The 23,437-nt window shown below is 65.9% G+C and carries 26 protein-coding genes and 1 pseudogene; 11 read left to right on the forward strand and 16 right to left on the reverse strand.

The annotated features are described in order from the left end of the window. The first annotated feature begins 171 nt into the window (after positions 1-171). From FRZ40_RS31580 to FRZ40_RS31590, 3 genes are all read left to right on the forward strand, one after another. Positions 172-780, forward strand: a complete 609-nt coding sequence (locus tag FRZ40_RS31580) for a DUF2760 domain-containing protein (RefSeq protein ID WP_147236708.1) — start codon at positions 172-174, stop codon at positions 778-780. Beyond that, positions 777-2,633, forward strand: coding sequence for an Hsp70 family protein (locus FRZ40_RS31585; RefSeq protein WP_147236709.1), 1,857 nt, complete (start codon positions 777-779; stop codon positions 2,631-2,633). The genes FRZ40_RS31580 and FRZ40_RS31585 overlap by 4 nt, the downstream gene beginning before the upstream one ends. A gap of 62 nt (positions 2,634-2,695) precedes the next feature. Further along, the gene (locus tag FRZ40_RS31590) at positions 2,696-5,482 is read left to right on the forward strand and encodes an Hsp70 family protein (protein ID WP_193567044.1); all 2,787 of its coding nucleotides are present in this window, start codon (positions 2,696-2,698) and stop codon (positions 5,480-5,482) included. A gap of 3 nt (positions 5,483-5,485) precedes the next feature. Here FRZ40_RS31590 and FRZ40_RS31595 read toward each other — a convergent pair whose 3' ends face one another. The 3 genes from FRZ40_RS31595 to FRZ40_RS31605 all read right to left on the reverse strand — a co-directional run bounded on the left by FRZ40_RS31595 (position 5,486) and on the right by FRZ40_RS31605 (position 7,585). Beyond that, on the reverse strand, positions 5,486-6,013 hold the full coding sequence (locus tag FRZ40_RS31595) for a universal stress protein (protein WP_147236711.1): 528 nt from the start codon (positions 6,011-6,013) through the stop codon (positions 5,486-5,488). A gap of 101 nt (positions 6,014-6,114) precedes the next feature. After that, on the reverse strand, positions 6,115-6,705 hold the full coding sequence (locus FRZ40_RS31600) for a BPSL1445 family SYLF domain-containing lipoprotein (protein ID WP_028364818.1): 591 nt from the start codon (positions 6,703-6,705) through the stop codon (positions 6,115-6,117). 181 nt (positions 6,706-6,886) lie between these two features. Further along, entirely contained in the window at positions 6,887-7,585 is a 699-nt protein-coding gene (locus FRZ40_RS31605) for a glutathione S-transferase C-terminal domain-containing protein (RefSeq protein ID WP_147236712.1), read from the reverse strand. Positions 7,586-7,774: 189 nt separating this feature from the next. On the opposite strand from FRZ40_RS31605, the gene FRZ40_RS31610 reads away from it, so the two are divergent. Then, the gene (locus FRZ40_RS31610; RefSeq protein WP_147236713.1) at positions 7,775-8,728 is read left to right on the forward strand and encodes a PTS sugar transporter subunit IIA; all 954 of its coding nucleotides are present in this window, start codon (positions 7,775-7,777) and stop codon (positions 8,726-8,728) included. A gap of 44 nt (positions 8,729-8,772) precedes the next feature. Here the strand turns inward: FRZ40_RS31610 and FRZ40_RS31615 are convergent, their stop codons facing one another. Beyond that, on the reverse strand, positions 8,773-9,372 hold the full coding sequence (locus FRZ40_RS31615) for an SLATT domain-containing protein (RefSeq protein ID WP_147236714.1): 600 nt from the start codon (positions 9,370-9,372) through the stop codon (positions 8,773-8,775). 191 nt (positions 9,373-9,563) lie between these two features. On the opposite strand from FRZ40_RS31615, the gene FRZ40_RS31620 reads away from it, so the two are divergent. The 4 genes from FRZ40_RS31620 to FRZ40_RS31635 all read left to right on the forward strand — a co-directional run bounded on the left by FRZ40_RS31620 (position 9,564) and on the right by FRZ40_RS31635 (position 12,500). Then, positions 9,564-9,884: an HNH endonuclease family protein gene (locus FRZ40_RS31620; protein ID WP_147236715.1), complete on the forward strand. Its 321-nt coding sequence runs from the start codon at positions 9,564-9,566 to the stop codon at positions 9,882-9,884. Between the two features lie 37 nt (positions 9,885-9,921). Beyond that, the gene (locus FRZ40_RS31625; RefSeq protein WP_147236716.1) at positions 9,922-10,152 is read left to right on the forward strand and encodes a zinc ribbon domain-containing protein; all 231 of its coding nucleotides are present in this window, start codon (positions 9,922-9,924) and stop codon (positions 10,150-10,152) included. Between the two features lie 70 nt (positions 10,153-10,222). Next, a complete protein-coding gene (locus tag FRZ40_RS31630; RefSeq protein WP_147236717.1) occupies positions 10,223-11,161 on the forward strand; it encodes a LysR substrate-binding domain-containing protein in 939 nt (312 codons plus the stop codon). A gap of 82 nt (positions 11,162-11,243) precedes the next feature. Then, complete coding sequence (locus FRZ40_RS31635; RefSeq protein ID WP_147236718.1) at positions 11,244-12,500, forward strand: MFS transporter; 1,257 nt, start codon at positions 11,244-11,246, stop codon at positions 12,498-12,500. A 91-nt stretch (positions 12,501-12,591) separates the two neighbouring features. Here FRZ40_RS31635 and FRZ40_RS31640 read toward each other — a convergent pair whose 3' ends face one another. The 6 genes from FRZ40_RS31640 to FRZ40_RS31665 form a co-directional block, all read right to left on the reverse strand. Then, positions 12,592-12,879: an alpha/beta hydrolase family protein gene (locus FRZ40_RS31640; protein ID WP_240057339.1), complete on the reverse strand. Its 288-nt coding sequence runs from the start codon at positions 12,877-12,879 to the stop codon at positions 12,592-12,594. Positions 12,880-12,903: 24 nt separating this feature from the next. Beyond that, the gene (locus FRZ40_RS31645) at positions 12,904-13,578 is read right to left on the reverse strand and encodes a response regulator transcription factor (RefSeq protein WP_028364826.1); all 675 of its coding nucleotides are present in this window, start codon (positions 13,576-13,578) and stop codon (positions 12,904-12,906) included. A 224-nt stretch (positions 13,579-13,802) separates the two neighbouring features. Beyond that, entirely contained in the window at positions 13,803-15,131 is a 1,329-nt protein-coding gene (locus tag FRZ40_RS31650; protein ID WP_028364827.1) for a sensor histidine kinase, read from the reverse strand. 245 nt (positions 15,132-15,376) lie between these two features. Next, positions 15,377-15,685: a DUF4148 domain-containing protein gene (locus tag FRZ40_RS31655; RefSeq protein ID WP_028364828.1), complete on the reverse strand. Its 309-nt coding sequence runs from the start codon at positions 15,683-15,685 to the stop codon at positions 15,377-15,379. A gap of 108 nt (positions 15,686-15,793) precedes the next feature. Next, a complete protein-coding gene (locus tag FRZ40_RS31660; protein ID WP_147234934.1) occupies positions 15,794-16,060 on the reverse strand; it encodes a hypothetical protein in 267 nt (88 codons plus the stop codon). A 61-nt stretch (positions 16,061-16,121) separates the two neighbouring features. After that, positions 16,122-16,394 carry a hypothetical protein gene (locus tag FRZ40_RS31665; RefSeq protein WP_147234935.1) on the reverse strand — a complete coding sequence of 91 codons (273 nt, stop codon included), beginning with the start codon at positions 16,392-16,394 and terminating at the stop codon, positions 16,122-16,124. A 332-nt stretch (positions 16,395-16,726) separates the two neighbouring features. Between FRZ40_RS31665 and FRZ40_RS31670 the strand changes: the two genes are divergently transcribed. The 3 genes from FRZ40_RS31670 (at position 16,727) to FRZ40_RS31680 (ending at position 18,598) form a co-directional block, all read left to right on the forward strand. Continuing rightward, positions 16,727-16,912: a DUF3563 family protein gene (locus FRZ40_RS31670; protein ID WP_028364830.1), complete on the forward strand. Its 186-nt coding sequence runs from the start codon at positions 16,727-16,729 to the stop codon at positions 16,910-16,912. 54 nt (positions 16,913-16,966) lie between these two features. Then, positions 16,967-17,422 carry a tellurite resistance TerB family protein gene (locus tag FRZ40_RS31675; RefSeq protein ID WP_028364831.1) on the forward strand — a complete coding sequence of 152 codons (456 nt, stop codon included), beginning with the start codon at positions 16,967-16,969 and terminating at the stop codon, positions 17,420-17,422. Between the two features lie 228 nt (positions 17,423-17,650). Beyond that, on the forward strand, positions 17,651-18,598 hold the full coding sequence (locus FRZ40_RS31680; protein ID WP_147234936.1) for a TauD/TfdA dioxygenase family protein: 948 nt from the start codon (positions 17,651-17,653) through the stop codon (positions 18,596-18,598). A 31-nt stretch (positions 18,599-18,629) separates the two neighbouring features. Here FRZ40_RS31680 and FRZ40_RS31685 read toward each other — a convergent pair whose 3' ends face one another. The 6 genes and pseudogenes from FRZ40_RS31685 to FRZ40_RS31705 form a co-directional block, all read right to left on the reverse strand. Further along, a complete protein-coding gene (locus FRZ40_RS31685; RefSeq protein ID WP_147234937.1) occupies positions 18,630-19,787 on the reverse strand; it encodes a J domain-containing protein in 1,158 nt (385 codons plus the stop codon). A gap of 166 nt (positions 19,788-19,953) precedes the next feature. After that, positions 19,954-20,952: an O-fucosyltransferase family protein gene (locus FRZ40_RS31690; RefSeq protein ID WP_147234938.1), complete on the reverse strand. Its 999-nt coding sequence runs from the start codon at positions 20,950-20,952 to the stop codon at positions 19,954-19,956. A gap of 305 nt (positions 20,953-21,257) precedes the next feature. Further along, positions 21,258-21,401, reverse strand: a complete 144-nt coding sequence (locus FRZ40_RS44185; protein ID WP_158647014.1) for a hypothetical protein — start codon at positions 21,399-21,401, stop codon at positions 21,258-21,260. 8 nt (positions 21,402-21,409) lie between these two features. Beyond that, positions 21,410-21,610: a hypothetical protein gene (locus FRZ40_RS31695; RefSeq protein ID WP_420873867.1), complete on the reverse strand. Its 201-nt coding sequence runs from the start codon at positions 21,608-21,610 to the stop codon at positions 21,410-21,412. Positions 21,611-21,807: 197 nt separating this feature from the next. Next, positions 21,808-22,809 (reverse strand): phosphate ABC transporter substrate-binding protein PstS, encoded by a 1,002-nt coding sequence (gene pstS, locus FRZ40_RS31700; RefSeq protein ID WP_147236719.1) that lies wholly within the window; start codon positions 22,807-22,809, stop codon positions 21,808-21,810. Between the two features lie 199 nt (positions 22,810-23,008). Continuing rightward, positions 23,009-23,437, reverse strand: a pseudogene (locus FRZ40_RS31705) (PLP-dependent aminotransferase family protein); the annotation flags it as partial.

Genomic DNA, 23,437 nt, shown 5'->3' on the forward strand with positions numbered 1-23,437 from the left:
GGAATCAGACTCTGACCGGCGATGGCTCACAACAAGGCAAAATACGGGTTTTGACGGAGGGCGGCAGCCCGACACGCAGCGCCATGCCCCCGTCCCGAACGGCAGAATCCCACGCGCCCACGCGATACCCGCGGGGCGCGGCAGTATCCAGAGAATCAGGAGCGATCTTTCATGACCGAACCGAACGTTTCGTTGCTGGGCAGGCTGTCGCTTGCTTTCGGCACGTTTTTCAGCATTCTCGGCGATCGCGACTTCGCCGCGAGCGTGCTGCGCCTGCGCAGCGGCGCAGCGCCTTCTCCAGCACCGGCGCCCGCACCCGCACCTGCACCTGCCGCCGCGCCCGTTGCGAAGCCCGCTCCCGCTCCCGCTCCCGCGCCCGCGCCCGTCGTCATCAAGGAAGCGACGCCCGAAGCCGCGCTGCAGCTGCTCGGCCTCCTGCAGCGCGATGCGCGCTTTATCGATTTCGTCGAGGAAGACATCGCCAGGTATTCGGACGCCGACATCGGCGCGGCTGCGCGCCTCGTCCATGACGGCTGCCGTGCAACGCTGCGCGAGCATTTCACGATCAAGCCGGTGCGCGACGAAGCCGAAGGCAGCCGCGTGACGATCAACGAAGGCTTCGACGCGACGGCCATCCGTCTGACGGGCAACGTGGTCGGCAAGGCGCCTTTCACGGGCAGCATCAGCCATCGCGGCTGGCGCGTCGCCGAAGTGCGTCTGCCGAAGCTCACGCCGAGCCACGACGCCACCGTGCTCGCGCCTGCGGAGGTGGAACTATGAGCGACGCACGCTATTCGATCGGCATCGATCTGGGCACGACGCACTGCGCGCTGTCCTATGTCGATCTCGCCGCCAGCGACGGCGAGAAGACCGAGCAGCAGGTCATGCCCGTCACGCAGCTGACGGCGCCCGGCGCACTCGAAGACCTCGATCTGCTGCCGTCGTTTCTCTATCTGCCGCACGAAAGCGAGCTGACGGCCGGCGATCTCGCGCTCCCATGGACGGGCGAGCGTACCTTCGCAGTCGGCGAGATGGCGCGCACGCGTGGCGCGGGCACGCCGATCCGGCTCGTATCGAGCGCGAAAAGCTGGCTGTGCCACCCCGGCGTCGACCGTCGCGCGGCGATTCTGCCGAGCGACGCGCCGCCCGAAGTCGCACGCGTGTCGCCGCTCGAAAGCTCGGTCCGCTATCTGACGCACCTGCGCGAAGCGTGGAACCACGCGCATCCCGATGCGCCGTTCGACCAGCAGGAAATCACGGTGACGATTCCCGCGTCGTTCGATCCCGCCGCGCGCGAACTCACGGCGGAAGCCGCGAACGCCGCCGGCTACGGCCAGATGACGCTGCTCGAAGAGCCGCAGGCCGCGCTCTACAGCTGGATCCAGAAAAGCACGGGCGGCTGGCGCAAGCAGGTCAAGATCGGCGACATCATTCTCGTCGTCGATGTCGGCGGCGGCACGACCGACCTCTCGCTGATCGCCGTGATCGAGCGCGAAGGCAATCTCGAACTGCATCGCGTCGCGGTCGGCGAGCACATTCTGCTCGGCGGCGACAACATGGACCTCGCGCTCGCGCACGTCATCGCGCGCAAGCTCGCGTCGCAAGGCACGCAGGCCGATCCGTGGCAGCTGCGCGCCCTCACCTACGCGTGCCGTTCCGCGAAGGAAACGCTGCTGTCCGATCCGTCGACGGATACCGTGCCGCTCGTCGTGCCGAGCCGAGGCTCGAAGCTGATCGGCGGCTCGATCCGCACCGAACTGACGCGCGACGAACTCACGCAGACCATCCTCGAAGGCTTCTTCCCGCAAGTCGATGCAGCCGCGCGCCCGGTTGTGCGCACGCGCGCCGGCCTCACGCAACTCGGTCTGCCGTACGCGCAGGACGCGGGCATCACGCGCCATCTGGCCGCGTTCCTGGGCCGCCAGGTTGCCGCGCTCGCCGAATTGCAGGGCATGCAGGGCTCCCACCCGCCGCTCGAAGCGAACACGACCTTCCTGCATCCGACAGCCGTGCTGTTCAACGGCGGCGTGTTCAAGTCGCCGCTGCTCGTCGAGCGCATCATGTCGACGCTCAACGGCTGGCTCGCGGCCGACGGCGGCGCGCCCGCGCGCCTGCTCGAAGGCGCGGATCTCGATCTCGCCGTGGCGCGCGGCGCCGCGTACTACGGCTACGTGAAGCGCGGGCGCGGCGTGCGCATTCGCGGCGGCACGGCACGCGCGTACTACGTCGCGATCGAATCGGCGATGCCCGCCGTGCCCGGCATGGAGCCGCCCGTTTCCGCGCTGTGCGTGGCGCCGTTCGGCATGGAAGAAGGCACCGACGCGCCGCTGCCCGAACAGGAATTCGGCCTCGTCGTCGGCGAGCCGGTGCACTTCCGCTTCTTCGGCTCCTCCGTGCGGCGGCTCGATCAGGTCGGCACGATGCTCGACTACTGGTCGCCCGATGAACTGCAGGAACTCGAAGAAATCCAGGCGACACTGCCCGCCGAAGGCCGCACCGTCGGCGAAGTCGTGCCCGTCAAGCTGCACGCGCGCGTGACGGAAGCAGGCACGCTCGAACTCGAAGCGATTCCGCGCGGCACGGACGAGCGCTGGAAAGTCGAGTTCGACGTGCGCGGCGGCGCGCAGGGCTGACCCGCAAGGCTTCGATGAAGGGCAAGGCGAAAAGCGAACCGAAGGGCCAACAGCAGCGGCCGTTGAGCCGCTACACGGTCGGCATCGATCTCGGCACCAGCAACACGGTCGTCGCGTATGTCGAGAACGGCTCGGACGACATCCGCGTGTTCGATGTCGAGCAGCTGGTCGCGCCCGGCGAAGTCGGCGCGCGGCCGCTGCTGCCGTCCGTGCGCTATCACCCGGCTGCCGGCGAGCTCAATCCGGGCGACCTTCAGCTGCCCTGGTCGCACGCCGTCCAGAAACCCGCCGAAACAACGGCCGTCATCGGCCAGCTTGCGCGCACGCTCGGCGCGCAGGTGCCGGGGCGCTTCGTGACGAGCGCAAAGAGCTGGCTCTCGCACGCGTCCGTCGACCGGCTCGCGCCGATCCTGCCATGGGGCGCGCCCGAAGACGTCGCCAGGGTCTCGCCCGTCGCCGCAAGCGCGAGCTATCTCGCGCACGTGCGCGCCGCCTGGAACACCCGCTTTCCCGATGCGCCGCTCGAGAAGCAGAACGTCGTGCTCACGGTGCCCGCCTCGTTCGACGAAGGCGCGCGCGCATTGACGCTCGAAGCCGCACGGCTCGCGAAACTGCCCGAACTGCGGCTGCTCGAAGAGCCGCAGGCCGCGTTCTACGACTGGCTGTTCCATCATCGGGCGAGCCTCGGCGCGGAACTGGCCGAGACGAAGCTGGTGCTGATCTGCGACGTCGGCGGCGGCACGACCGATCTCACGCTGATCAAGGTTCATCTCGACGCGAACGGCGAGCCGCAGCTGACGCGCATCGGCGTCGGCAATCATCTGATGCTCGGCGGCGACAACATGGATCTCGCGCTGGCTCGTCTCGCCGAGACGCGGCTCGCGGGATCGCAGGACGGCCAGCCGCGGCTGTCGGCGGCGAGCCTCGCGCAGCTCGTCGAACGCTGCCGCGTCGCGAAGGAACAGTTGCTCGATGCGAACGCGCCCGAGTCCGTCGCGATCACGCTGCTCGGCTCGGGCTCGCGTGTGATCGGCGGCGCGCGTACCACGCATCTGACGCGCGGCGAAATCGAACAGGTCGTCGTCGACGGCTTCTTTCCGCAGGTCGGCGCCGACGACCTGCCGCGCCGCTCACGCGCGGCAATCGTCGAATTCGGCCTGCCGTATGCGAGCGATGCCGCCGTCACGCGGCACGTCGCGGCGTTCCTGAAGCGGCTTGCCGCGCAGTCGCGCGAAGCGTTGCGTGTCGCTGAAGAAGGCGGCACGCCGGAAACGCTGCCCGTGCCCGACACGCTGCTCCTCAACGGCGGCGTGTTCCGCGCGCAGGCGCTGACGCAACGGCTCGCCGACACGCTTGGCGCGTGGCGCGGCAAGCCGCTGCATGTGCTGCACAACGATCATCCCGATGTCGCCGTCGCGCGCGGCGCGGTCGCTTACGGACTCGCGCGCGCGGGCAACGCGCCGCGTATCGGCGGCGGCTCGGCGCGCAGTTATTTCCTCGTGCTCGACGGCGATCAGGGCATCTGCCTGCTGCCGCGCGGCACGGAAGAAGCGCATGAAGTGCATCTCGACGAGCGCGTGTTCGCGCTGCGGCTCGGACAGCCGGTGCGTTTTCATTTGATGTCGACGGTCGCCGATACGCGCTTTACGCCCGGCGAACTCACCGATCTGTCGCAAGGCGACTTCGTGCGTCTGCCGCCCATCGCGACCGTCGTGCAGCGGCGGCACGCGTCCGATGCCGACGAGCGGCCCGTCCGGCTCACTACATCGATCACGGAAGTCGGCACGCTCGAAGTGACCTGCATCGCGACCGACGATCCTTCGCAACGCTGGCTGCTGCAATTCGAACTGCGCCGCGACGAAGCATCGGCTTCGAACGACGACGCACAACCCGCACGGCACCCGCAACTCGATCACGCGATCGAACTGATCGAGCGTTCGTTCGGCGCGCGTTCGTCGAATGTCGGACCCAACGAAGTGAAGCGGCTGCGCGCGCAACTCGAACACACGCTCGGCCCGCGCGAAAGCTGGGACGTCGCGCTGCTGCGCGAGCTGTTCGGCGCGTTGTGGGAGCGTGCGAAACGCCGGCGCCGTTCGGCGGATCACGAACGTTCGTGGCTCAATCTCACGGGCTATTGCCTGCGACCGGGCTTCGGCTATCCGCTCGACGAATGGCGCGTCGGGCAGCTGTGGTCGATTTTCGACGATGGCATCCAGTACATCCACGAAAGCCAGGTGTGGTCCGAATGGTGGACGCTGTGGCGGCGCGCGGCGGGCGGTCTGAACGAGGATGCGCAGCTGCAGCTGCTCGACGCGATGGAGTTCCTGCAGGCGGCCAGCATCAGGAAGCAGAAGCTGCCGTTCGATCCCGCGAAGGTCGGCTATGCGGACATGATCCGCGTGCAGGCGTCGCTCGAGCGCATAGCGGTGGAACGCAAGATCGCGCTCGCTCAACAGTTGCTGGAGCGGCTGCGCAAGCCTTCGGAAAATCATCAGACGTGGTGGGCGATCGGGCGGATCGGCGCACGTCTGCCGTTCTATGGCAGCGCGCATGGCGTCGTGCCGCCCGAAGTCGCCGTGGAGTGGCTCGACGCCGTGCTCGCGCTCGACTGGAAGAAGGTCGAGCCTGCCGCGTTCGCCGCTGTGCAGCTGTCGCGCCTGACGGGCGACCGTTCGCGCGACCTGCCCGACGACGCGCGCGAAACCGTCATACGGCGGCTTGAAACGCTCGGCGCGGCGCCCGCGTGGATCCAGATGGTCCGCGAGACCGTCGCGCTCGACGAGGCCGACAGCGGCCGCGTATTCGGCGAGTCGTTGCCGGCGGGGCTGAAGCTGATCGGCGGCGCTTAAGGTTTAAAGCATTGGGGCGTGAACCGACGCGCTCGCGCGGCCTTGCGCATGGCGATGCGTTTCGCCGCTTGCGGGAGCATCTTCACGTACATTCGCGGACGTCGCGATCAGCACCGGGCGCCGCGTGCAGCGCGCGATCACGTCGCTTACCCGCTCTTCCCAGAAACGCCATTTCGGGCTGCGCCCCGCGCCGACCACGACCAGATCCGCTTCGAGTTCGTCGGCAAGCCGTGCGATCGTGCGGCCCACGCCGCCTTTCAGCGGCACCGTCAGCGCGCATGTATCGATGTCCCGCGCGTCGAGTTCGAACGTTTCGTTGCAGCGGCGTTCGACCGTGCGTTCGAGTTCCTCGACCATCTGCAGCGTGTCGAGACAGCCATACTCGACGCCCGCCAGCGCCCACCAGGGCAACGTGTCGACGACATACACGGCAGTCAGCCGTGCGCCCATGTGGCGTGCCTTGTCGATGGCCGTTTTCAGTACGGCGTCGTCCCTGTATGCGCCAACTGCGACCAGAATGTGCTTGATCATTTCGAGTGCCTCCGTCGTTGCGTCATGTCATGCAGTGCATGATGCGACGCAAGACTTAGCGGCAAATGAGCAAGCGGGTAGGCGCTGGCGACGCGTTGGAATCAGATGATCAGACGGGAAATCTTCGAGCCTTCCAGCGACACGCCCGCCATCAGCCCGCCGTTCGTCAGCACGAACGCTTCGACGGGACTCATCGCCGTGGACGTATCCACATTGCCGTTCGCGCCGACCTTCACGAGCGCCACCGTTGCATCGACGCCCGCCGACCAACCCTGGCTGCGCGTGAAGCTGCTGAGCGCTTCGTCCGTCATGAACAGCATGATGATCGCCTTCGACTGCGCGCCGATCTGCAAGCCGAACGACGCGGCCGCGATGCTGTAGTAGCCCGACGTTTGCCCGCCGACGCGCAGCGCGCCCTGCCCGTACTGTCCGCCGAACCAGAAGCCCGCCGAGATCACGGAAGGAAACACCAGAATGCCGCGCGCCTTGTCGGCGAGTTCGCGCGAGCCGCCGATCGCGTTGAACAGACGCGTGAGCGTCGCGTTGACGTCGGCGTCGATCGACTGGCGCTTGCCCGCGTTCGCTTCGGGCGACGCATCCGACGACGGCCCCGTGGTCGTGCAGCCCGCAAGCGCCAGCCCGCCCGTGGCGAGCGTGGCCGTGGTCATCGCGATGAATCGGCGACGGTGCATTGTCATTGTTTTCTCCCTTGCTTGATTCGTTGTCGAGTCCGCTGGTGATGCCGCGGCGGATTCCGCCCGCGATTGCGTCAGCCGTCTGGTTTCGATCGCCGTGCGTGCGAAAGGCGATCCTATCCGATGACAGTCAATGCCGCGCCGGAGTTCCTTGCGCCGCCTTTCTCAGGCTGCCGTCTCAAGCCGTCTTCGCGATCCGCCCGTGCACCGCGAGGCAATGACGGACCAGCTCGGGCCGCGACAACACGAACGCTTTCAGCGGCGTGTCGATCTCGTAGAAGTAAATGTTCGCGACAAAACCGTAAATCGCGGCATGGATGGTCGCCGGCTGCGTGCCGAACACGAAGCCGCTGTCGCCGAGCAGATCGGCGACGACGCGCAGATCGCCAATCCCGCGCGCGTACACCTGGTCCGGCTCGTAGCGGCCGATGCCCTGGTAGTGATAACGCTGCCCGTTGTACTCGCGCGCGCCTTCGAGAGCGCTTGCCGTGACATCTGTGTGCTCGCGCAGCACGGCATCGCGAAACGCGGGCCAGTAACGCTCGTCGCGCCAGCGCGAATAGCTCATCGGCCAGTAGAGATCGTCGAGTGTGCGGCGCACCAGAAAGTCGAGATTCAGCTGGCCTTGCGACAGCGCGCTGTCGATCCGCAGATCGTACCTGTCCTTCAGATACGCGATGATCGCGTCGCTGTCGCCGACCGTTTCGCCATCGTCCGACAGATACGGCAACTGGCCGCGCGGTGCGTGCGACGTGTCGAGAATATGCCGATGCTCGAAATCGAGCCCGCACAGCCGCATGAACGCGTAGACCTTCAGACCGAACGCGTTGTTGTCGGCGACACCGAACAGATCCGGATACGAGTAGAGCGTCAGCATGAACGAAGCCTCCGTGTGAAGCGTGTCGAAGTACGTCAGCGCGCAAACGCGGCGCCGCAGCATGCGTTCTTTAACACCTTTCCCGTGTGCCTTTGCGTGCGACAGCCCACATTCGGCGGGAGCGCTTTTTTATTCGGTTTTAATGCGAATCGCGCTACGCTAGCCCTAATGTCAGTCTGGAGAAAGGGCATGACGAAGACCCGAGCGATTCTGCGCGCCATTTTCGGCATCCATCCGCATCGCGAACCGGCCTCGCAACGTCATACGCCGAGCCGCAGCGTGATGATGCGCGTGACGCTCGACGCGCAACACGTCACCCCATTGCGCCGCGCGCTCACCCGCGATTGCGCGGGCCAGCCGTGGACCATCCGCATCGCGACGCTGCCGCATACCGAACGCGTTCAGCTGTCGCTGTATCTGCCGAAAGACGCCGTGAACGGCGCGATCCAGCAGGTGACGCGGATCGCGCCTGCCGCGCAGTTCGGTCATCTGTTCGAGATTCCCGATACGCCGACGGACGGCTGGCGCGATCTGCTGCGCGCCACGTCGTGGGCGCAGGCCGCGAGCGCGCTGCGTCCCACGAAAACGGCCGTCAAGGCCGGCGAGGACGAGGTGGAGACGCTCGATCATCTGCTGAGCGCCGACAACGTGCTGCTCGATGCGGACGTTGCGGACCGCGACGCGCTCTTCGCGCAACTCGGCGCGTTTTGCGAACGCCGCTACGGCGTGCCTGCCGGCCAGGTGATGGAAGGCCTGAACACGCGCGAAGCGCTCGGCTCGACGGGACTGGGACAAGGTGTCGCCGTGCCGCATAGCCAGATTGCAGGCCTCTACAGCGCGGTCGTTCTCTACGTGCGCCCGCGCGCGCCGCTCGATTTCGACGCGCCGGACGCGAAGCCCGTGAGCGACGTCATCGCGCTCTTCGTGCCCGAAGGCGCGAACACGATGCATCTGAATCTGCTCGCCGACGTCGCCCAGCGGTTTTGCGATCAGCATTTCCGCGAACGCCTGCATGCATGCGGCAGTGCAGACGAAGTATGCCGGATGTTCGCCAACGCGGCCGAACCTTCCGGGCTGCCGTCGCCGATGCCGCACGCCGCGGCTGCACGCGGCCGCGCATCCGGCACACAGCTCAGGGCCTGAGCAGGGCTCAGCATCATCGCGCAAGCTCGCGACATCGACGGCCTTCATTCCCAGCCGTCGCCGTCGCGGCCTTGCAGCGCCGCGACGCGCAACGTGTCCTGCGTGCGCCGGAATACGCGCGGCGGAACGCTCGGCGAATCTTCGGCGAGACGGTCGAGTATCTCGCGGACTTCGCTGATGTAGCGTCCATCGTAGCGTCCATCGTAGCGCCCATCGCGCGCACCCGGGTCGCCCGCATAGATCGCTTCCAGCCGGCGCCGCACGGCGCCATAGCGCGCCCCTGCCGCACGATGCGCTTCGGCGCGCTCCGCATAGCGAAGAAACGTCTGCAAGGCCGCCGATACGGCCGCCGCGATGCTCACCAGTCCGACGAGGAGCCGCCCCCACGGCGAATCCGCCGACACCACCAGCGACAGGAACACCGTCGTGCCCACCACGGCGGACAGCGCCGTCACGCCGATGCCGAACCACCGGTTGCGCGCGGCCAGCAGATCGGCCATGTCGTAATGGCTCTTCTGCGACTCGCGCGCGCGGCGTATCCACTTCAACAGCAGCTCGTCCCCGTTGACGGGCGGCCTGTATTCGCGCTGTGCTTCCGGGGCGCCATCGGAGCGCGCTTGCGCATGCGGATCGACCGTCGTCATGCCAATGCCTTTCGTCGTCGGGAAGCGGCCAGCATAGCATCGCGGCGTGACGCGAACGGGAGGCAAACGTAATAGGCCAAAGTGCATCGGGAACGGTTGATGCGCGCACGACAGGCCGATTGGCTAACGTGGCGAACGGCACCCGAACCGCTAGCGAAAATTGATAGGATGACGGGATCGCAGGAGCATCGATGGCAAAGCGCGAAGTGCAATCGTGGTACCGGCCGCCGCTGGACGAAGTCTGTCCGTTGTGCGGCCGTATGATTCCGCCCGGCCAGCGCGACGAGCATCATCTGATCCCGAAAGCGGAAGGCGGCCGTGAAACGGTCGCGCTGCACCGGATCTGTCATCGGCAGCTGCATGCGCTCTTTTCGGAGCGCGAGCTGGCGACGGCGTATGCATCGGTCGATCGCCTCCTCGACAATGAACAAGTCAAAGCTTTCGTGAACTGGGTACGCACGAAGCCGGTCGGGTTTCATGAACGCACGCGCAGCAGCCGGCGCAAGCGCTGAGATAAGATCGCGTCGTGCGAAGACAACGGACCAAGTTATGCCTGTGTACGACTACGAGTGCGCCGACTGCGGCGCTTTTGAAGCAGTGCGGCGCATCGCCCAACGCGACGAGCCCATGGCCTGCCCCCGCTGCGGCACGACCGCGGAGCGCGTGCGAACGGGCGCGCCTGCGTTGCTGGGCGGCGCATCGGGTGGCGCCTCGGGTGGTGTATCCGACAGCGAAGGCGGATATGGCATGCGGCATCGCGGCTGCTCATGCTGTCCATGACGCTGTCCGCAAGACTGTCGTTGCCCGGGCACAGGGCTCCCCTCACCCATCGACGCCCTAAGGTCGCGCCATGCCGCTTCGTTTGCCTCCGCTGAACTCGCTGCGTTTCTTCGAGGCGGCCGCGCGGCTTGGCAGCTTCAAGCTCGCCGCCGCGGAACTCAATGTCACGCCGAGCGCGGTCAGTCACGGCATCGTCGCGCTCGAAGAGACGCTGGGCGTTGCGCTGTTCACCCGCGAGCCGCGCAAGCTGTCGCTGACGCCCGCAGGCGAACTGTATTTCCCGTACATCGCCGAAGCGTTCTCGCTGATCCTGCTCGGCACGCAACGGCTGCCCGACGGCCGCACGCATCGCAAGATCGCCGTGAGCTGCGCGCCGACGCTCGCCGTGCGCTGGCTCGTGCCGCGCCTGCACGACTTTCGCACGCAGTGGCCGAGCATCGATGTGTCCGTCGATACCTCGCGCCGCCAGGTCGGCTTTCCCATCGACGGTTTCGATTTCGGCATCCGCCTGAGCCGTGGCCCCGTGCCCGGCAGCGACTGGAACCGGCTGTTCGGCGAGCAGCTCGTGCCCGTGTGCAGTCCCGCGTATCGCGAGACCTTGCGCGACGCGCACGGCAGCGTCGACCTGCGCCGCGCGACGCTTATTCACGTCGATACCGCGAGCGACGACTGGCAGGCGTGGCTCGACGGCGCAGGCATCGTCGAGATCGACGCGACGGGCGGCTTGCGCTTCGACACGATCCAGCTCGCCCTCGAAGCGGCGACGACGGGCATGGGCGTCGCGATCGGCAGACGGCCGCTGGTGGACCGCGAGCTCGATGCGGGCGCACTCGTCGAAGCGAGCACGCTGTGCGTCGATGCAAAAACGTCGTACTGGCTGGTCAGCGCGGAAAGTGCGGACGGTACGGACGAGCGGCCCGAGTTGCAGGCGTTCAGACGCTGGCTATTGCACGAAGCGCTCGCGTTTCAGGACGCCGCTCAGCACGAAGCCACTCCCACTCACGAGTGAATTTTCTTCACCCGTCGCCGAAATCTTTTCGTTTGTCCCGCCGCCTCGCTATTGCGACGATGCGGCAAGGAGGAAACGAAACATGTCGACGACCCGATCCGCTTACGCAGCACCCCTGAAGAACCCGACGCTCTATGTGATCGTCGCCGCCGCGCTGATCCTGAGCGCGGCAATGGGCATCCGCCAAACCTTCGGCCTGTTTATCGGGCCGTTTTCCTACGACCGTGGCCTGCCCGTCACGCTGATCGCCTTTGCCATCGCGCTGCACAATCTGGTGTGGGGCTTCGCGCAGCCGTTCGCGGGCGCGGCCGCCGACCGCTACGGCGCCGCGCCCGTCGTCGCGTTCGGCGCGGCCACGTTCGCGGCAGGCCTCGCGCTCGCGGCGAGCGCGCCGTCGGCCATCGCGCTGATTGCCGGGCTCGGGCTGCTGGTCGGCATCGGCGTAAGCTGCACGACCTTCGGTGTCGTGCTGACGGCCGTGGGACGCGTCGCGACGCCCGCCCAGCGCAGCATGGCGATGGGCATCGCGAGCGCGGGCGGCTCGCTCGGACAAGTGCTGATGGTGCCGTTCGCGCAACTGGTGCGCGAAACGTCGGGCGTCTCGACGTCGCTCTTCGCGCTCGCATTTCTGATGCTCGCGGCCGCGCCCTTCGGCATTCTGCTCGATCGCCGCCGGGACGCGAGCGCACCGGGGGCGGCCGCATCCGGAGCCGCATCGCCCGCTGCCGCGTCGCTGCGCGAAACGCTGGCATACGCAACGCAGCATCGCGGCTACCGGCTGCTGACGCTCGGCTTTTTCACCTGCGGCTTCCAGCTCGCGTTCATTGCCACGCATCTGCCCGGCTATCTGTCGCTATGCCACATGCCGATGGGACTCGGCGCCACCGCGCTTGCGCTGATCGGCCTCTTCAACATGGCGGGCAGTTGGGCGTGCGGCTGGCTGGGCGGGCGCTATCGTCAGCAGCATGTGCTCGGCTGGCTGTATCTGATCCGCGGCGCGACGATTGCCGCCTTCTTCCTGCTGCCGAAGTCGACGGTATCCGTCGTGCTGTTCGCGGCCGTGATGGGCCTGACGTGGCTCGGCACCGTGCCGCTCACGAGCGGCCTGATCGCCAGGGTTTTCGGCACCCGGCACCTGGGCACGCTGTTCGGCGTGGTGTTTCTCAGCCATCAGCTCGGCTCGTTTCTCGGCGCATGGCTCGGCGGCTATGTGTTCGACGCGACGGGCTCGTACACGCCGATCTGGGCCGCGACGGCGCTCGCCGGACTGTGCGCCGCGCTGCTGCATTTCCCTATCGACGACAGCGTTCATGCAAGCGCCGAACCCGCGCGCGCATGACACCTTTCGGGAGGCCGTCCGGTACCGGTAGCGGCTTTTCATGCAGACGGCTCGCGCCGTCCGCTTTTTTGTGTGCTTCGACAGCGCGGCGTCATGCAGTGGCGATAGCCGCCGTATTGCGCTTGCGTGTCGCGTAGCAGCGCCGCACGAACATCGCCGCCTGCCGCAGCGCCTGATTCGCTTCGGGCAGAAACGGCGCGACGCACGGCAGCGCGTGCGGCATCGCATGCCACTGCGCGAGCTGCACCGCCACCCGCGCGCGATCGAGACGCGCCGCCAGCGCGCGGACGTCCTCGCAGATCGGCTCGCTGTCGCTGACGCAGACAGCGTGATTGCTGTGCGGACGAGAAGATTGTGTCGATGAAGAGTGAGCAGACAATGAGCGCGACGATGGAGCACGCCGTCAGGTCTTGGGCGTGTCGCCGAGCATCACCGTCCAGCCGAGACCGCGCACATTGCGGATCACCGATTGCCCGAATTTCTTGCGCACGGAATGAATCAGCACATCGACGGCGTTGCTCTCGACTTCCTTGCCCCAGCCGTACAGCTTGTCTTCGAGCTGGTCTCGCGACAGGATCGTGCCCGGCCGTTCGAGAAACGCGAGCATCAGCGCGAATTCGCGCGCCGACAGCACCGAGGACACGCCGTTGCAACACAGCGTGCGCTTGTCGAGATCGAGGTTCAGGGCATCGTCGCCGAGGCGCGACGACGCATAGCCCGCCTTGCGGCGCAGCACGGCGCGCATGCGCGCCATCAGTTCGGGTACGTCGAAGGGTTTGAGCACGTAGTCGTCGGCGCCGACGTCGAGGCCTTGCACGCGCGCGTCGAGATCGTCGCGTGCCGTGAGGATCAGCACGGGCACCGTATTGCCCGCGCCGCGCGCCGTCTTCAGCAATTCGATGCCGCCCATGCCGGGCAAGCCGAGATCGAGCAGCACGACGGTGTATTCGGCGGCCGCGATGGCCGCGCTGCCTGCGTTGCCGTCGCGCACCCAGTCGACGCTGTAGTCCGCGTCCTGCAGCGCGCGCATCAGACTTTGGCCAATCTGCAGATCGTCTTCAACCAGTAGCACTCGCATGATCTCGTTTCCTCGCGCACCAGCCAGATCGCATGATAACCGAGTGGGCGAAGCTCACGACGCGCGGCAAGAAGACGAAAAAAAGCCGGCCGCTTGCGCAGCCGGCGGAAAGATTCTGGCCTGCACCCATTGCCGTGCCAGAACCAGAGGGGCCTGCTCCAACGGTTCTCATGCTACGGGCGCAGACTTAGCGAAGAATGAGCGTTTTGGGCCGCTCCCGTTGTTTAGGGTACGGCCGGGAAACCGATCGAGGCGACGATGCCCGACTGTCCATCCGTGCGATTGCGCAGATTCGCCGCGCCGCCGTACTTGTTCACGATCGCCTGCACGATCGACAGACCCAGCCCGCTCCCTTCGATCTGCGTATTCGCGCGGAAAAAGCGGTCGAACACGCGCGGCAGTTGCGCCTCGTCGATGCCCGGCCCCGTATCGACGACTTCGATCCACGCCATGCCGTCGCGCAGTTGCACGCTCAGATCGACCTTGCCGCCGTCGGGCGTATAGCGGATCGCGTTGCTCACGAGGTTGCGCAGCGCAATGCCGATATCGGCTTCGTTCGCGCGCACATGGGCGCTTGTCATTTCGTCGGCGCCGATGTCGATGCCGCGCTGCATCGCGATAGGCAACACTTCCGCGACGGCATCGACGACCACGGCGGAGACGTCGACGCGCGTCAATGTGTCCGCCTTCAGCGCCGCATCGGCGCGCGCCAGCTTCAGCAACTGCGCGATCATCCGGCCGCTGCGCCGGATGCCGCTCTGCAGTTCGCGAAAACGCTCCTGATTGCCCGGCGCGATATGCGGCTGCAGATTGTCCGCCTGCAACTGCAGCGCGGTGAGCGGCGTGCGCAATTCGTGCGCGGCATCCGAAATGAACTTGCGTTCGCTCTCGATCGACTGTTCGAGACGCTCGATCATCGTGTTGATCGATGTGATGAACGGGCGGATCTCCGTCGGCACGCCTGAGGTGGACAGCCGCTCGAAATGCGTCATGTCGATCGACTTCACCTGCGCGCCGAGGCGCGTCAGGCGGCGCAACGCGCGCCGCACGACGAGCAGCACGGCAATCCACACGAGCGGCACCAGCACGATCATCGGCCATAGCGTATTCAGCGAACGCTCCTGCGCGAGTTCATGGCGCACACGCGAGCGCTGTGCGACCTGGATCGTCGTCGACGTCTCGCGCAGCGTGTAGATGCGCCAGCTTTCGCCCGCCACCATCGCCGTCGTGAAGCCCGGCTCGGCATCGCGCGGCAATGCGAGCGACGGATCCGTCGAGCGGTACGGCGTCTCGATGCCCTCCTTCCAGACCGTGACGTAGATATCGCGCTCCGGCTGCGAGCCGCGCGCGGGAATCGCGGGCAGCGACTCGGCAAGGCCGCTCTTGTAGAGCCTCGACGCCGCCTGTTCGAGACGCAGATCGAGCAGTGCGCTCATGCCCGCCTTGGCCAGTTGCCACGAGCTGACGCCCTGCACCACGCCGACGACGCTCACCAGCACACACAGGGCGAGCACGAGTTGATTTCTGAGCGAACGGATCTTGGGCATGGACATGGTCGCGATGTGTGCCGTCCGGTGAGGGTTGTGCGTGGCCTGCGCGCCTTCAGACAAGCCTTCTGGCAAGGCGTCGGGCGAGCCTTTTGCCGCGCCCTTGGGCGAGCCTTTTGGCGAGCCTTTCGGCGAGCCGATTCTACACCGCACGGCGCGCGCTCCTGGTTGCGGAATCAATGATGCGGACGCGCAGATTGCTCTGCGCGCCCGCGGTTTTCATCGTGCGGATCGAGGTGTTCCGCAAGCCCTCAATGTCCGACATAGATCGACTTCATCCCGACGTCGTATTGCGGATGAAAACCCGCGCCCGCTTGCGACGAGCCGTCCGCGACGCCGCCGTATCCGTCCGTGTGCTGCGCATCGATGCGCGCCTGGGCGGCTTCGATGCCCGCCGGATAATGCACCTTGTCGGCCGCCGGGTTGTAGCCCGCGCTTTCAAGTTGCTCGAGTTGCGCCTGCACATCGGCACGCGTGACGGGTGCATTCGATTGCGCGAACGCAGCGACGGGCAATGCGAGTGCCATAGCGACGGCAGCGGTTTGAATCAGCGTTTTCATGATGTTTCCCTCCAGAAGTTCATCAGGTGAGCCTTGCGATGAAGCACATCGTAGAGCCCGACAATTAGCCATGAATTAGCGGCCGTTTCGGCGCGCTCCTGCTGTACATCAATGCGCTGCTCCGGCAGCGGCCTGCATTTCCTGGCGCGCGTCCTGCAGCAACTGGATCGCGCGTCCCGCATGGCCGCCCATGTCGTCGCTGTTGGCGCGCTGCGCGGCACGCATCTGTTCGATTGCCTGCTGCGAGTCGAAATCGGCCGCGGCGATGATGGGATGGCGGCTCAGGAAATAACCCTCGTGAGCGACCGCGCATCCGCAAACGAAAGACAGCACGCAGGCTGCGGCGGCGATCGTAGCGATGTGTTTCGAGTGCATGATGTGTGCTCCTGTCGACGATGTTCGTGGTGAATCCAGGGCGTGGCGCATGTCGTGCCGCTCAGCGCCAATAGCCGTAGTAGCCGCGATAGCCCCAATGCGGACGGCCCCAGTAGCCGACCACGACGGGTGGCGCATAGACGGGCGGAGGCGGCGCGTACACCACAGGCGGCGGTGGCGCATACACGGGCACGACAGGCGCCATCGGAACCACGGGCACCACGGGTGCGACGACCGGCGCGATGCCGACGCCGACGAACACATGCGCCTGCGCGGCGCTCACGAGCCCTAAGCCGGGCACAGCGGCGACGGCAACGTGGCGAATCCCTTTCATGTTGTTCTCCTTGACATCCGATGCCGTGTCATTGACGCATCGGTTGATTCGCATTCTGTGCGTCGAGAGTGAGCGAAGAATTAGCGCGTCCCACGCGTTGCATCACGTCTTGATACAGCGGGTCATCGCACGAAGAACAGCGCCTCGCATCGCTCTCATTTCCCGCTAATTCAGCCCGCCTACGATGCATTCCGTCGATGCAGCGTCCCGATCTCAGGCGACTCAAGGCACTTGAAACCCAGCCCGCGCATCGCAAGCACGCCGCCGCGCCGACCCGCAAACACGGTTGACCGGCGAGCTCATCTCTCATGGCACTACTGAAGGAGAACACCATGTTTAGCGAAATCGCACGCCGTTTCGGCACGCTGCTCACCCACTCACGCGAAAGCGAACGCGAAGCCTGGCTCGCGTCGTCGCCGGATCTTGCCGAGCTCGAACGCCGCATGCGCATGACCGACGACGCCGACTATCCGTTCCACGTGCACTCGAGCGTCATGCCGCGCGACTGGATTGCATAACACACGCCGTCGAACGTCATCGATCGAATCGAAGCAAAGGAAAGGAGATCTGCAATGCGTCACTATCGAAGCGACAGTCCCGAGGCGGCAGCCCGCCTCGTGGCCGCCTGCCTGCTGTCGGACGGACACGTGGGTATCGACGAACTGGAAGCGCTGGACCGTTACGGCATGGAAGAGCGTCTGAACATCAGCCGCGCGCAATTCCTCGCGGTCATGCAGCAGATGTGCGAAGACCTGACGACAACCGCCTATCTGAACTGGGGCGACACGTGCCGCCTCGACCCTGCCGTGATCTTTGGTCTCGCGCAGGACATCAAGGACTGGCGTCTGCGCCGCGAGATCATCGCGCTGTGCGAGGAAGGCGCGCAGGCCGACGGCCACATCGCCGACGCCGAAGCGATGTTCATCCGGATGCTGCACTCGGCGTGGTACATGCCGGGAGCGCGCACCATCTACGAAAGCCCGCGTACGCGCGAGCGTCTCAAGCTCGCGGAGATGGCGCCACAGTAATGCGTCGGCGCGCTTTTCAAACCATGCGCTTTCCCGTCGAAGGCTCGATTGCCGGGACGGGAAAGCGCTGTCGCATGCGCGCGCCCGTCAGGCCCGCCATGCATCGTCCATAGCACGAATCGCACTATCGATAGCGCAGTCTGCGTGGACACGTTCGCATGAATCGTCAGTTCCCTTTGTGCGGGCGGGCTGCTTGAATGAACGCTCCCCTATACATGGAGACGTCAGATGTCGAATACGCAAACGGCCCTTGCCTCGTCGAACGCGGGCGCCATCGCCGCGCATGCGGCGCCCGAAACGCTCGACGTGCGCCGCGTAGCCGGGCGCATCGGCGCCGAGATCCGGGGCATCAAGCTGTCCGGCGCGATCGATGCACAGACCTTCGATGCCATCCACGCCGCGCTCCTCAGGCACAAGGTGCTGTTCTTCCGCGGCCAGCAGCATCTCGACGACGCCGGCCAGGAAGCCTTTGCGCGGCGCTTCGGCGAGACTGTCGCACATCCGACCGTGCCGTCCGTCGACGGCAGCCGGCATCTGCTCGAACTCGACTCGCAGCACGGCGCGCGGGCGAACTCGTGGCATACGGACGTCACCTTCGTCGACGCGTATCCGAAGATTTCGATCCTGCGCGCGGTCGTGATTCCGCCCTATGGCGGCGACACGGTGTGGGCCAACACGGCTGCCGCGTACGAGCATCTGCCCGAGCCCCTGCGCCGGCTGGCCGACACGCTGTGGGCGCTGCACACGAATGCGTACGACTACGCGTCGTCGCACGCGAATGCCGACGGCGAGCAGCTGAAGCGCTATCGCGAAGTGTTCACGTCGACGGTCTACGAAACGGAGCATCCCGTCGTGCGCGTGCATCCCGAAACGGGCGAGCGCTCGCTCGTGCTCGGTCATTTCGTGCAGCGTCTGAAGGGTCTCCCGGCGAGCGAATCGGCGCATCTGCTGCAGGTCTTCCATGACCACGTCACGCGGCTCGAAAACACGGTGCGCTGGAACTGGACGCAAGGCGACGTGGCGATCTGGGACAACCGCGCGACCCAGCATTACGCGATCAACGACTACGGCGACGCGCATCGCGTCGTGCGGCGCGCGACGGTGCACGGCGACGTGCCCGTCAGCATCGACGGCAAGCAGAGCGTGGTGGTGCGAGGCGGCGAAACACTGCAGTGAAACGCGGTGCGGCCGCCGATGACGGGCGTGACTAGAAGTCGCCGCGGCCGATCGTCGTCGGCTGCACGGCGCCCGGCACCGCGTACAGCGTGATGCTGACGTTCGTCGCGTCGACGCCGTTGCCGCTGTCCTGTTCGGTAACGGCGAAATTCTGTGACTTGTACAGGCCGCCGTCGTCGAGGTTCTGATAGCGGACGTCGTAGCTGCCCGGCGCCACGCCCGCCAGCGTGAAGCTCTTGCCCGCCGGAATGAAGAAGTGCCGCACCGGCTGGTCGAACACCGACGCGTTGAAGACGAGCTTCGCGAACACGTCGAAACGGTTCGACGTATTGTCGATCGTGACGGACGAATGGCCGCCGTCCGCGCCGACAGGCATGCCGTCGAGATACGACGCCGTCGACGGCCAGGGCAGTCCGTTCGGCCCGAGCGCCGGCCTTGCGAAGGTCGGCCGGGCAGACGAAGCATCGCTGCTGGCGACGGAGACGTCGTTGGTCCACGGTGAGGTCGCCGCCTGTGCCGACGACATCGCCGCCAGCGCGCGCCGCTTGCCGTCAGCATCCGCGTGATCGCGGGCATAGGGCGAGCCATACGGCGATCCATACGACGTGGACGTGTTGCGCGTGAACGGCCACGGCGTCATCGACTCCGAAATCGCGACATAACCGAAGAATGCGCAGACGCCGATCGCGATCCAGCTGCGCAGCGAAATCCTGCGCAGTGAAAAGCCCGCTGCCGCGCGCGGCCTGGTCTGCGCGGCACGCGGATCGACGCGCGCCTGCGAGGTCCACGCGCTCGAACGGGGCTGCGGGCGCGGCGCGGACTCGCGCTTCGTCTGCGCGGCCGCCTGCCAGCTGGTCTGCCGCGCAGTTTGCTGACCCTTTTGCTGACCTTTTTGCTGACTCTTTGGCTGTGACGACGCTGCGGAACGCAGCGGCGGAGGCGGTGCAGCCGCTGCCGCCGCTTCACGTTCCTTGCGCGCGAGCCACTCGTCGTGCTCCTTGCGCTGCACGGGATCGCTTAGCACCGCATAGGACGCGTTGATGATCTTCATCACCCGCTCGGCATCGGGATCGTCGATCCGCCGGTCAGGATGATATTTCTGACTCAAGGTCTTGTAGGCCGCGCGGATCACCTCTTGAGGAGCATCCCGCGAGACCTTCAGATTGTCGTAATGACTGTGAATCTTCACGCCCTTCCCCGATTGCCGTGCTGGTATTTTGTGATGATTCTACGCGAGCGCGAGCGCGCCGGCCGGTTGCGTACGCAGCCAAAGGCCAGCTTTTAAGCGCCGTTGTGGGCCAGGCCGCATAACGCGCCCGGCCGTGCGGTTCAGCGAGCGGCGTGCGCCGCGAAGTTCAGGCGGTTTTCTGGTCGGGCACCCGCACGCCCGGTTCGACTGCATCGTGACGACGCAGTTGCTGCTCGGTCCAGATCTGGCTGTCCGGAAACCAGAACGCGCCTTCGCGCGGCGGCACGGCCAGTTTGACGGGCAGCGAAGGATTGAAGATTTTCGACCATGCCGACAGGTACGACGGCGTCTTCAGCAGATATCCGCAGCTCGCCAGCAGCAAACTCGCAACGAGCGCCTCGCGGCCGATCGCGAGCCCCGGATGTCCGCTGAAATGCACGGGTGTGCCGCCCGTCGCGAGCAGCCTGGCGGGCGCGACGCTGACGGGCACCGGGAAGTCCCGCTTGACGAAGTAGTCGAGGAAGGCCTGTTCGTCGCTCGACACGAAGATGTTCGTCAGTTGCCGTTCTTCGGCGAGCGTGCGCTCGATCAGCCGGCAGAAGTCTTCCCAACCGATGGTGTGCGCTTCGAGCTTCTTGTCGGTGCCGCGAAAATGCACGCCGAGCGTCGCCGCGCCGATGCCGAGGCGCCTGCGAATCGTCTCGACTTCCGCGCGCATGGGCGCGGTCGGCTGATAATGCGCGCGGAACAGTGCGCTCGCGTGGCGCAGTTCGAGCTTCGGTTCGTAGCGGCGGCGAAATCCGAGTCCGCCCAGATCGTGCACGACCGACGTCCGAAGCCGCCGGTTCGATGCCGGCGACGCCGGCACACCGACGGTATCGAAGTATTCACCGAACCAGTCGACCTGGCCTTCGGAATCGCCGTAAATGCCGCCGCGTGCGGAGATGAGCGGCGTGAGGCATTTCTCGTCGCAGTACATCAGGATGAACAGCACCATCTGCATGACCGAGAAGAAACCCGAATGCGCGCGAATCTCGATCGCGAAGTAGCCGCGATTCAGACGTTGCTGCGCGTGCAGCGTGATGCGGCCCGGTGTGCTGATCGAATGTTTGAAGCGCTCGCTGCGTCGAATGTGTCTCGCGATGTCGATCAACTTGTTCAACATGCCACGTCCCTCTCATGCGCCGGGCAGCCCTTCCCGGCAAGCCGTCTGTGTTCGAAGGAATCAGGCGCGTGGCGGCGCGGTACGCGACGGCGGCGAGGCGTCCATCGTGCAGGTAGGGCCTGCACCTCGTTCGTCATACGAATCGGACCGCCGGCCCGATGCAAAATCGGCCAGCAAATAGACGTGTTGCGTCACGCGCCATCTTATAGGGCATAAACGCATGGGTCGAGCGTCGCAAAATTGACAGTGTGCGCAGGCATACACTCGGCAATTTTGGGGTGCTTCGCGCTGCTAATCGTATGAATTTATCGCGCGTGCCAAGCGTCTGCGTCGGGCGTCGTGAACACGGCGACGGCTTCGCGCAGCGCGCGCGCCTGTTCCGCCATCGACTGCGCGGCGGCCGACGCTTCTTCGGCGAGCCGCGTCGGGCGCGAGGTGCTCCGGGCCACGCCGCGGGTCAGCCCTTCATGTCGACCCAGATGCGGCCCCAGGCAGTCGCGTACTTGAGCGCCTGTTCGCCGTCGTAGAAGAAGTCGAGTGCATTGAAGATGCGAGGCGGCAGACCCGGCTTTTCGATGGTCAGGTCGGCTGCGTGCATACCGTCGTCGCCAACAGCAGCGCTGGCTTGCAGGCGATAGCCTCGGTGTGTGGTCAGCATGGGAATGGTCATTGGTACGTCTCTGGCTTCAAACGGAATGGCTGGCGGTAGCGCTTCGCCGCAGCTAGCCGACGCCGCGCTTCACGCCCGTTCCGATTGCTCTCAGGCCAGGATTCGCATTATCGCGATGCCCCGTTACTGTTCAATGACGGCCGGCGTGATTGCGCGCCGGCCCGTTTTTGTATCGTTTGATCCGATCAATCGGCGATCGGCTTGCCCGATGCGTCCTTGACCTTCGCCTTCCATTGCGTGCGAATCTCCGACACGACGGCATCCGGCAGCGTGATGTAGTCGAGTTCCTGCGCCGTCTGGTTGCCGTTCCTGAACGCCCAGTCGAAAAACTTGAGGGTTTCCTTGGCGCGGTCCGGCTTGTCCTGCGCCGAATGCACCAGCACGAATGTCGCGCCGACGACGGGCCACGCATCCTTGCCCGGCTCGTCGGTGAGGATCTGATAGAACGACTTCGACCATTCGGCGCCCGCTGCTGCCGCCTTGAAGCTCTCCGTCTTCGGCTCGACGACGGCGCCCGCCGAGTTCTTCAGCGACGTGTAGGTCATCTTGTTCTGCTTCGCGTACGCCCACTCCACATAACCGATCGCGCCCGGCAGCCGCTGCACGAACGCCGCGACGCCGTCATTGCCCTTGCCGCCCGTGCCCGTCGGCCAGTTGACGGTCGTGCCTTCGCCCACCTTGCTCTTCCAGTCTGGGTTCACCTGCGCGAGATAGTGCGTCCAGATGAAGCTCGTGCCGGAGCCGTCGGCGCGGCGCACGACGGCGATGTCGGTGTCGGGCAGCTTCGTGCCCGAATTGAGCGCGGCGATGGCCGGGTCGTTCCACTTCTTGATCTTGCCCAGGTAGATATCGCCGAGCACGGGGCCCGACAGCACCAGCGACCCTGGCTTCATGCCGGGCAGATTGACCACGGGCACCACGCCGCCGACCACGGTCGGAAACTGGAACAGGCCGTCTTTCGCGAGTTCGTCGTCTTTCAGCGGCGCGTCGGAACCGGCGAAGTCGACGGTCTTCGCCAGCACCTGCTTGATGCCGCCCGACGAGCCGATGCCCTGGTAATTGATGCGGCCGCCGCCCGTCTTCTGATAGGCATCGGCCCATTTCGTGTAGATCCGGCGCGGCGAAGTGCTGCCTGCGCCCGTGACGTCGGCTGCGTGCGCGAGGAAAACGACAGCGCGCCCGATCAGGCCTGCCCGCGAGCCATGCGAGTTTCATGATTCACCTCCTTTTGCCGGACGGAGCGGCGCGGTTGGAGCCTGGCTCTGATCCGATGCGAGACCGCTCGCTGAAAGTTTTGTATGGGATTCGTTTCGAAAGTAGACGCGCATCGTGACAACGCGGTGACGGATGAAGCGACGCGCCCCGCTCATGCGAGGCGCGTCATGTTCAGCCGAGGTCGGCAGCCAGACGGCCGAGTTGACGAAACGCGGCGTCCATCCGCTCATCGAACGGCGCGGGGCAGCTGAGGCGGATGAACGAGCGAAACCGCTCCGAATTCGAGAAGATCGAGCCCGGCGCAATGCGGATGCGTGCGGCAAGGCTGCTTCGAACAGCGCATCCGACGATTTGCCGTCCGGCAGCGCGACCCACAGCAGCAACCCGCCGGCGGCAGATTCAGCCGTGTGCCAGTGGGAAATAACGGCCGATGGCGTCCGCACTCGCCTCGCGCTGCACGCGCAGCTTCTCGCGCAAGCGGTGCAGATGCCGGTCGTAGGCGCCCGAGCCGATGAATTCCGCGGCCACGAACTGCGCCAGCGATTCGTTATGACGCGTCTGCGCGAACTTCAGCAGCCGCACGCGCGCGTGCCAGCGCCC

The sequence above is a fragment of the Paraburkholderia azotifigens genome, from assembly GCF_007995085.1.
GTDB lineage: Bacteria > Pseudomonadota > Gammaproteobacteria > Burkholderiales > Burkholderiaceae > Paraburkholderia > Paraburkholderia azotifigens.

Bases quoted from the DNA above. Each gene is read 5' to 3' on its own strand.
- FRZ40_RS31580 (WP_147236708.1), top strand. From the start codon at position 172: ATGACCGAACCGAACGTTTCGTTGCTGGGCAGGCTGTCGCTTGCTTTC.
- FRZ40_RS31585 (WP_147236709.1), top strand. From the start codon at position 777: ATGAGCGACGCACGCTATTCGATCGGCATCGATCTGGGCACGACGCAC.
- FRZ40_RS31595 (WP_147236711.1), bottom strand. From the start codon at position 6,013: ATGATCAAGCACATTCTGGTCGCAGTTGGCGCATACAGGGACGACGCC.
- FRZ40_RS31600 (WP_028364818.1), bottom strand. From the start codon at position 6,705: ATGCACCGTCGCCGATTCATCGCGATGACCACGGCCACGCTCGCCACG.
- FRZ40_RS31605 (WP_147236712.1), bottom strand. From the start codon at position 7,585: ATGCTGACGCTCTACTCGTATCCGGATCTGTTCGGTGTCGCCGACAAC.
- FRZ40_RS31610 (WP_147236713.1), top strand. From the start codon at position 7,775: ATGACGAAGACCCGAGCGATTCTGCGCGCCATTTTCGGCATCCATCCG.
- FRZ40_RS31615 (WP_147236714.1), bottom strand. From the start codon at position 9,372: ATGACGACGGTCGATCCGCATGCGCAAGCGCGCTCCGATGGCGCCCCG.
- FRZ40_RS31620 (WP_147236715.1), top strand. From the start codon at position 9,564: ATGGCAAAGCGCGAAGTGCAATCGTGGTACCGGCCGCCGCTGGACGAA.
- FRZ40_RS31625 (WP_147236716.1), top strand. From the start codon at position 9,922: ATGCCTGTGTACGACTACGAGTGCGCCGACTGCGGCGCTTTTGAAGCA.
- FRZ40_RS31630 (WP_147236717.1), top strand. From the start codon at position 10,223: ATGCCGCTTCGTTTGCCTCCGCTGAACTCGCTGCGTTTCTTCGAGGCG.
- FRZ40_RS31635 (WP_147236718.1), top strand. From the start codon at position 11,244: ATGTCGACGACCCGATCCGCTTACGCAGCACCCCTGAAGAACCCGACG.
- FRZ40_RS31645 (WP_028364826.1), bottom strand. From the start codon at position 13,578: ATGCGAGTGCTACTGGTTGAAGACGATCTGCAGATTGGCCAAAGTCTG.
- FRZ40_RS31650 (WP_028364827.1), bottom strand. From the start codon at position 15,131: ATGTCCATGCCCAAGATCCGTTCGCTCAGAAATCAACTCGTGCTCGCC.
- FRZ40_RS31655 (WP_028364828.1), bottom strand. From the start codon at position 15,685: ATGAAAACGCTGATTCAAACCGCTGCCGTCGCTATGGCACTCGCATTG.
- FRZ40_RS31660 (WP_147234934.1), bottom strand. From the start codon at position 16,060: ATGCACTCGAAACACATCGCTACGATCGCCGCCGCAGCCTGCGTGCTG.
- FRZ40_RS31665 (WP_147234935.1), bottom strand. From the start codon at position 16,394: ATGAAAGGGATTCGCCACGTTGCCGTCGCCGCTGTGCCCGGCTTAGGG.
- FRZ40_RS31670 (WP_028364830.1), top strand. From the start codon at position 16,727: ATGTTTAGCGAAATCGCACGCCGTTTCGGCACGCTGCTCACCCACTCA.
- FRZ40_RS31675 (WP_028364831.1), top strand. From the start codon at position 16,967: ATGCGTCACTATCGAAGCGACAGTCCCGAGGCGGCAGCCCGCCTCGTG.
- FRZ40_RS31680 (WP_147234936.1), top strand. From the start codon at position 17,651: ATGTCGAATACGCAAACGGCCCTTGCCTCGTCGAACGCGGGCGCCATC.
- FRZ40_RS31690 (WP_147234938.1), bottom strand. From the start codon at position 20,952: ATGTTGAACAAGTTGATCGACATCGCGAGACACATTCGACGCAGCGAG.
- FRZ40_RS31695 (WP_420873867.1), bottom strand. From the start codon at position 21,610: ATGCTGACCACACACCGAGGCTATCGCCTGCAAGCCAGCGCTGCTGTT.